At 74.5% G+C, this 7,075-nt stretch carries 7 protein-coding genes; 5 read left to right on the top strand and 2 right to left on the bottom strand.

The window, feature by feature from the left end; genetic code table 11:
* Positions 1-279 precede the first annotated feature (279 nt).
* Entirely contained in the window at positions 280-1,206 is a 927-nt protein-coding gene (locus IE312_RS30355; RefSeq protein WP_189985476.1) for a cyclase family protein, read from the bottom strand.
* 102 nt (positions 1,207-1,308) lie between these two features.
* On the opposite strand from IE312_RS30355, the gene IE312_RS30350 reads away from it, so the two are divergent.
* The 4 genes from IE312_RS30350 to IE312_RS30335 all read left to right on the top strand — a co-directional run bounded on the left by IE312_RS30350 (position 1,309) and on the right by IE312_RS30335 (position 5,052).
* Complete coding sequence (locus tag IE312_RS30350) at positions 1,309-2,223, top strand: SDR family NAD(P)-dependent oxidoreductase (RefSeq protein WP_189985475.1); 915 nt, start codon at positions 1,309-1,311, stop codon at positions 2,221-2,223.
* A 105-nt stretch (positions 2,224-2,328) separates the two neighbouring features.
* Positions 2,329-3,477: an acyl-CoA dehydrogenase family protein gene (locus IE312_RS30345; RefSeq protein WP_189985474.1), complete on the top strand. Its 1,149-nt coding sequence runs from the start codon at positions 2,329-2,331 to the stop codon at positions 3,475-3,477.
* Complete coding sequence (locus tag IE312_RS30340) at positions 3,477-4,526, top strand: Zn-dependent alcohol dehydrogenase (RefSeq protein ID WP_189985473.1); 1,050 nt, start codon at positions 3,477-3,479, stop codon at positions 4,524-4,526. The genes IE312_RS30345 and IE312_RS30340 overlap by 1 nt, the downstream gene beginning before the upstream one ends.
* A gap of 25 nt (positions 4,527-4,551) precedes the next feature.
* The gene (locus IE312_RS30335; RefSeq protein ID WP_189985472.1) at positions 4,552-5,052 is read left to right on the top strand and encodes a GNAT family N-acetyltransferase; all 501 of its coding nucleotides are present in this window, start codon (positions 4,552-4,554) and stop codon (positions 5,050-5,052) included.
* Here IE312_RS30335 and IE312_RS30330 read toward each other — a convergent pair.
* On the bottom strand, positions 5,033-6,040 hold the full coding sequence (locus IE312_RS30330; RefSeq protein ID WP_189985471.1) for a GlxA family transcriptional regulator: 1,008 nt from the start codon (positions 6,038-6,040) through the stop codon (positions 5,033-5,035). The two genes, IE312_RS30335 and IE312_RS30330, sit on opposite strands and share 20 nt — an antisense overlap.
* A 71-nt stretch (positions 6,041-6,111) precedes the next feature.
* Here IE312_RS30330 and IE312_RS30325 point away from each other — a divergent pair.
* On the top strand, positions 6,112-7,075 hold a 964-nt coding region (locus IE312_RS30325; protein WP_229900613.1), incomplete at its 3' end, for an MFS transporter.

The following is a 7,075-nucleotide window of genomic DNA, read 5'->3' as shown; positions in this document are numbered from 1 at the left end:
GCCGGGCGCGGTCGTGCGCCGGTTGGTGCGCCCGTGCGCGGGGCCCGCGAGCATGGTGTCCCCACACATCGCCGTATCGGCGTTGACGTCCTCTGGGCGGCTGATCAGGCTTGGGGGCGACGATTCGCCGCGAGGGGACGGCGAGGGCCGCCCGGGGGATCGGTAATCCTCGTCGAGGGTGGGTCGCAGCGGGTGGCGGCGCGCGCGTGTCCGGGACGGTGGGGGGAGGCGCGCCGCCGGCCGCGACCGGCTCGTCGCCACGGCCGCCGTGGACGCCGTTCACAGGACCGCCACCGGTGCCACCGGGGTGCCCGTCGCGCCCACGAACGGCTCGGGCGTCGCCGACAGCAGGAACGTGTAGCGTCCCGTTTCTCCACAGGCTGTGGACAACTCTTCGAGATTCCAGTTCTGGCCCTGCAGCATCCCCATCTCCACCAGGTGCAGCGCGTGCACGGGCAGCCACAGGTCCTCGATCTCGGGCGGGAACACCTCGAACGTGAGCGTGTCGTTCGCCACCGCCGCCACATCGCGGGCGTGGAACCACTCCGGACAGCGCACCGACAGCCCCGGCGACGGATAGCCGTACCCGTGCCTGTCCCCGGCCAGGTAGGCCTGCACCTGCCCGGTCCGTACGAGCACGATGTCGCCGGCGCGCACCCTCGTGCCGGCGAACTCCTCCGCCGCCCGCAGGTCCTCCGGCGTCACCGCGTGACCGCCCGCCAGCCGGTCCACCCCGCGCGCGCGTGCCACGTCCAGCAGCACCCCGCGCGAGACCAGGTGGCGCACCTTGTCGATGCCGCTGAACTCCGCGCCGCCGTGAGCGGTGACCGTGTGCGCCGGGCGGCCGTTGTAGAGCTGCCCGGAGTGCGAGACATGGGTCAGCGCGTCCCAGTGGGTGCCGGCCTGCAGCCCCATGACGACCACGTCGTCACTGCACGCCACCGAGCCCGGTCCGAACAGCTCCTGGTTGAGCTGCACCATCGTGTGCAGCGGGTTGACCCGGCCCGGGATCAGCCCCGTCTGCACGCCGTCCTGCCGCAGGGGGAGCGCGAGCGGGACGCGGCGGCCGGTCCGCACCTCGGCGGCGGCCGCGCGCACCACCTCGTCGGTGACCAGGTTGAGGGTGCCGATCTCGTCCTCGGCGCCCCAGCGTCCCCAGTTGTTCACGCGGCCCGCGATCGCGCGGAACTCCTCCGCCAGTGCCATCCGGTGCCTCCCCGGGGCTTGTGCCCGCGCGTACGGCGGGCCATAAAATCTAACGGACCGTCAATCTAACGAACCGTCAGAAAGTGCGGGAAGGGGCCGGGCATGGGGAACTTCCTGGCAGACAAGGTCATCGCCGTCACGGGTGCCGGGCGGGGCATCGGACGGGCGGTGGCCCTGGCGGCGGCGGCCGAGGGCGCGAAGGTCGTGGTCAACGACTACGGCGTGGCGGTGGACGGGGCCTCACCCGCCGACGGCGTCGCCGCGGCCGTCGTCAAGGAGATCGAGGCCGCGGGCGGCGAGGCCGTCGCGGTCGCCGACGACATCTCCACGATGGCGGGCGGCCAGCGGGTCGTGGACACGGCGGTGCGCCGCCACGGCCGGATCGACGGGGTCGTGTGCGTGGCGGGCATCCTGCGCGAACGCATGCTGTTCAACATGACCGAGGAGGAGTGGGACCCGGTCGTCGCCACCCACCTGAAGGGCACGTTCACCGTGTTCCGGGCCGCCTCGGCCGTCATGCGCCGGCAACGGTCCGGCACCCTCATCGGCTTCACCAGCGGCAGCCACCAGGGATCCGTCGCACAGGCCAACTACAGCGCGGCCAAGGGCGGGATCATCTCGCTGGTCCGCAGCGCGGCCCTGGGGCTGCACAAGTACGGGGTGACCGCGAACGCGGTCGCACCGGTGGCCCGCACCCGGATGTCGGCGAACGTGCCGATGGAACTGGCGGAGATCGGCGAGCCCGAGGACGTGGCCGCGCTGGTGCTGTACCTGCTGTCCGAACAGGCCGCCGCGCAGGGCGTCACCGGACAGGTGTACACGATCGCCGGACCGAAGATCGCGGTCTGGGCGCAGCCGAGGGAACTGCGGGCCGCGTACGCCTTCGACGGATGGACGCCGGAGCGGATCGCGCAGTTCCTGCCGGGGTCGGTCGGGGTGGACCCCCTGCCGCTGCTCTCCGAACTGGCGGCGATGGAAGAGGCGGCGCGGGGACCGGACCGGCCGAACGCCCGATGACCCGGGGGAGTCGGAGAACCGGCCGCGGCGGGTCGCGCGCGGCCGCCTCCGCGGCTCCCCGCCCTCCGCGCAGGCGGCCCGGGCCGGCACCGAGAGGAGAACGACGTGGACTTCGGATCCACTGCCGAGGACGAGGACTTCCGTGCCGAGGCCCGCGCGTGGCTGGATGAGCGCGCCGGTCCCTGCCTGGACAGGCGCGCCTGGGAGCGGACGCTCGGTGCTGCCGGATGGATCGGACTCGGGTGGCCCGCGTCCGGGTACGGCAACCGCACCGCCACCCTCACCCAGCAGGTCGCCTGGGCCGAGGAGTACGCCCGGTCGGGGGCGCCCCCGCGCTCCGGGCACATCGGGGAGAACCTGCTCGCGCCCACCCTCATCGCCCACGGCAGCGAGGAGCAGAAGAGCCGGTTCCTGCCGCCGGTCGCCGCCGGCGAGGAACTGTGGTGCCAGGGGTACAGCGAACCCGGTGCCGGTTCCGACCTCGCCGGGGTGCGCACGGCGGCGGCGCGGGAGGGCGCGTGGTACCGGATCAGCGGACAGAAGATCTGGACCTCGCTCGCCCAGGAGGCCGACTGGTGCTTCCTGCTGGCCCGGACCGACCCGGGGACACGGCGCCACCACGGGCTGAGCTTCCTGCTCGTGCCGATGGACCAGCCCGGCCGGATCGAGGTCCGGCCCATCCGGCAGCTGACCGGCACCAGCGACTTCAACGAGGTCCGCTTCGACGGGGCACGCGCGCGCGTGGAGCACGTCGTCGGCGGGGAGGGCGCGGGCTGGCAGGTGGCCATGAGCCTGCTGGGCCTCGAACGCGGGGTGTCGACACTGGCCCAGCAGATCGGCTTCGCCCGGGAACTGGCCGACGTCCTGCGCACCGCCGTGGAAAGCGGCGCCGTGCGGGACCCGGTGCTGCGCGCCCGGCTGGTGCGGCAGTGGGCCGAGCTGCGGGTCATGCGGTGGAACGCCCTGCGCACCCTCGGCGGCCCGGCCGGCCCCGGCGCGCCCAGTGTGGCCAAGCTGCTGTGGGCCGCCTGGCACCAGCGGCTGGGCGAACTGGCGGTCGCGGTCCGGGGCGCGACGGCGGCCGTGGGGCCCGCGGACTGGTCGCCCGGAGCGCCGTACCCGCTGGACCCGGCCCAGCACCTCTTCCTGTTCTCCCGGGCGGACACCCTCTACGGAGGCTCGGACCAGATCCAGCGGACGATCATCGCCGAGCGCGTGCTCGGCCTGCCGGCCGAACCGAAGGGGGCCGTGTGATGCGGGGTGTGGTGTTCGACGGCAGACGGGTAGAGGTCGTCGACGACCTGGTGGTACGGGAGCCCGGGCCGGGCGAGGTGCTGGTCGCGGTCGCGGCGGCCGGGCTGTGCCACAGCGACCTGTCGGTGGTGGACGGCACCATCCCGTTCCCCGTGCCGGTGGTGCTCGGCCATGAGGGCGCCGGGGTCGTGGCGGCCGTGGGCCCGGGCGTCACCCATGTCGCGCCCGGCGACCACGTCGCCCTGTCCACGCTCGCCAGCTGCGGGACCTGCGCCGAGTGCGACCGGGGGCGGCCGACCATGTGCCGGCGGGCGATCGGGCGCCCGGCGCGGCCCTTCACCCGGGGCGCGGAGCCGGTGTACCAGTTCGCAGCGAACTCGGCCTTCGCCGAACGCACGGTCGTCAAGGCCGTGCAGGCGGTGCGGGTCCCCGAGGACATCCCGCTGACGTCCGCCGCGCTGATCGGGTGCGCGGTGCTCACCGGGGTCGGCGCGGTGCTGAACCGGGCGCGGGTGGACCGCGGGGACAGTGTGGTCGTCCTCGGCACGGGCGGGATCGGGCTGAACGTCCTCCAGGGCGCGCGGCTCGCGGGCGCCCTGCGCATCGTGGCCGTGGACGCCAACCCGGCCAAGGAGGAGGCCGCCCGGCGGTTCGGCGCCACCGACTTCCTGACGTCGGCGGACGGGGTACGGGAGCTGCTGCCGACGGGCGCCGACCACGTCTTCGAGTGCGTGGGCCGGGTGGAGCTGATCCGCCGGGCCGTGGACCTGCTCGACCGGCGCGGCCAGGCGGTCCTGCTCGGCGTGCCCCCGGCCACGGCCGAGGCGTCCTTCCCGGTCTCCGCCCTCTACCTGGACAAGTCGATCCTCGGCTGCCGCTACGGCTCCGCGCGGCCCCAGCGGGACATCGCCCTGTACGCCGAGCTGTACCGCCGGGGGCGCCTGCTGCTGGACGAGCTGGTGACCGCCGTCCACCCGGTGGAGGACTTCGAGAAGGCCAGGGCGGACGCGGAGGCGGGGCGGGTGGCGCGTGCGGTACTGACGTTCTGACCGGCCGTCCGCGTAGGCTCGGCCCATGCCCCATCCGCCGATGCCGCTCCGACTCGACACCGCCCGGCTGACGTTGCGCCCATGGACCGAGCCCGACATCGCCGCCCACCGCGCGCTCGTCGCCGAACGCGGTGGCGGCACGCCCTCCGTCGAGGACAACCGGCGGATGATCGAGGCCCAGCGGGCCGCGTCGGAACGGACCGGGATCGCCCTGCTGCCCGTCGTCCGCCGCGGCACGGACGACTTCATCGGATACTGCGGGCTCACGGTCGGCCGGGCCTCCCTGGACGAGCCGGAGATCGCCTACGAGCTGTTCCGGCGGGTGCACGGGCAGGGCTACGCCACCGAGGCCGCGTCCGCCGTGCTGGACGCGGCGGCCGGGACGGGGCGCAAACGGCTCTGGTCGACGGTGCGCCCCTGGAACACGCCCTCGTTCCGCGTCCTCGACAAGCTCGGCTTCCGGCGCGACCACGTCACGACCGACGACGCCGGCGAACTGGTGTGGCTCACCCGGTCCCTGCCGTAGGAGGCGCGCTGCGGAAGGTGCGCCGGTAGGCGGTGGGCGTGACGCCGAGCGTCGCCTGCAGGTGCTGGCGCATCGACTGGGCCGTGCCGAAGCCCGCGTCCCGGGCCACCTGGTCCATCGACAGGTCGGTGCTCTCCAGCAGGTGCCGGGCGCGCTCCACGCGCTGCTGGGTGAGCCACTGGCCGGGACTGACACCGACCTCCTCGCGGAAGCGGCGGGTGAAGGTGCGCACCGACATGGCCTCCCGGCCGGCCAGGTCGCGCAGCTGGATGGGCTCGTGCAGCCGGCCCAGCGCCCAGGTCCGGGCGGCGGTCGTCGTGGCCAGCTGGGGGTCGGGCACCGGGCGCGCGATGTACTGGGCCTGGCCGCCGTCGCGGTGGGGCGGTACGACCGTGCGGCGGGCCACGTCGTTGGCGACGGCCGTGCCGAAGTCGCGGCGGACCATGTGCAGGCACAGGTCGATCCCGGCGGCCACGCCGGCCGAGGTCAGCACGTCACCGTCGTCGATGAACAGCACGTCCGGGTCCACCCTGATCCGGGGGAACATCCGCTGGAAGCGCTCGGCGTCCGCCCAGTGCGTGGTCGCCGGGCGGCCGTCCAGGCGGCCGGCGGCGGCGAGGACGTAGCTGCCGGTGCAGATGGAGGCGAGCCGGGTGCCGGGGCGGATGCGGGCGAAGGCGGCGGCCAGGTCGTCGGTGAGCCGGCCCTCGTCGTAGAGCGGCCCGCGTTCGTACGCGGCCGGGACGATCACCGTGTCGGCGGTGGCCAGCGTCTCGGGGCCGTGCGCGACGTGCACGGCGAAGTCGGCGTCCGTCTCGACCGGTCCGGGCGGCCGTACCGAGCAGGTCACGACCTCGTACAGGGGCCGGCCCCGTTCGTCCGTGGGGCGGCCGAAGATCCGGTGCGGGATGCCCAGTTCGAAGGGCAGCAGGCCGTCCAGCGCCAGGACGGCGACCCGGTGCGGCCGGGATTCCCCTGGGGTCGTCATGGCCCGATCGTAGCGAACACTGTCCCCCGGGCCACTCGTCGGCCAGGCGCCCCTGCCGAAGGCTGTAGGACGTGACTCAGACAACGCCCGTCGCCGTCCCCGTCCCGGCCCCGCCCGCCCGGCGCCACCGCGTGCACCGCGCCTGGTCCGTCGTCGCCGTCACGTTCGTCACCATCACGGGTGCGGCGGCCTTCCGCTCCCTGCCGGGCCTGCTCGGCGAACCGCTGCACCGGGAGTTCGGCTGGTCGCGCGGCACGATCGGCGCCGCCGTCTCCGTCAACCTCGCGCTGTACGGCGTCACCGCGCCGTTCGCCGCCGCGCTGATGGACCGGTTCGGCATCCGGCGCGTGGTCGCCACCGCGCTCACCGTGATCGCGCTCGGCTCGGGCCTGACCGTGTGGATGACGTCCGCCTGGCAACTCCTGCTGTGCTGGGGCCTGCTGGTGGGACTCGGCACCGGTTCCATGGCGCCGGCCCTGGCCGCGACGGTCACCCACCGCTGGTTCGCCGAGCGGCGCGGCCTGGTCACCGGCATCCTCACCGCGGCCTCCGCCTCCGGCCAGCTGGTCTTCCTGCCGCTGCTGTCCTGGACCGTCGAGCGCCACGGCTGGCGGCCCGCCTCGGTCACGGTCGCCCTGGCCGCGTTCGCCGTGGTCCCCCTCGTCTGGCTGCTGCTGCGCGACCACCCGGCCGACGTGGGCACGGTGCCGTACGGGGCGCAGGGGTTCGTCCCCAGGCCGGCGCCCGTCGCCGGCGCCGCCCGCCGCAGCCTCGCGGTGCTGTCCTCCTCCGTGCGCACGCCCGCCTTCTGGCTGCTCACCGGCACCTTCGCGATCTGCGGCGCGACCACCAACGGCCTGGTCCAGACGCACTTCGTGCCCGCGGAGCACGACCACGGGATGCCCGTGACGACGGCGGCCTCGCTGCTGGCGGTGGCCGGCGTCTTCGACGTCGCCGGCACGATCGCCTCCGGCTGGTTCACCGACCGCTGGGACCCGCGCCGCCTGCTCGCGGTCTACTACGCCCTGCGCGGAC

The organism is Streptomyces capoamus (assembly GCF_014654935.1).
In the GTDB taxonomy this organism is placed as follows: domain Bacteria; phylum Actinomycetota; class Actinomycetes; order Streptomycetales; family Streptomycetaceae; genus Streptomyces; species Streptomyces capoamus.
Note: the sequence above shows the minus strand (reverse complement) of the source record. Positions and strands in the feature narration are given on the sequence as shown.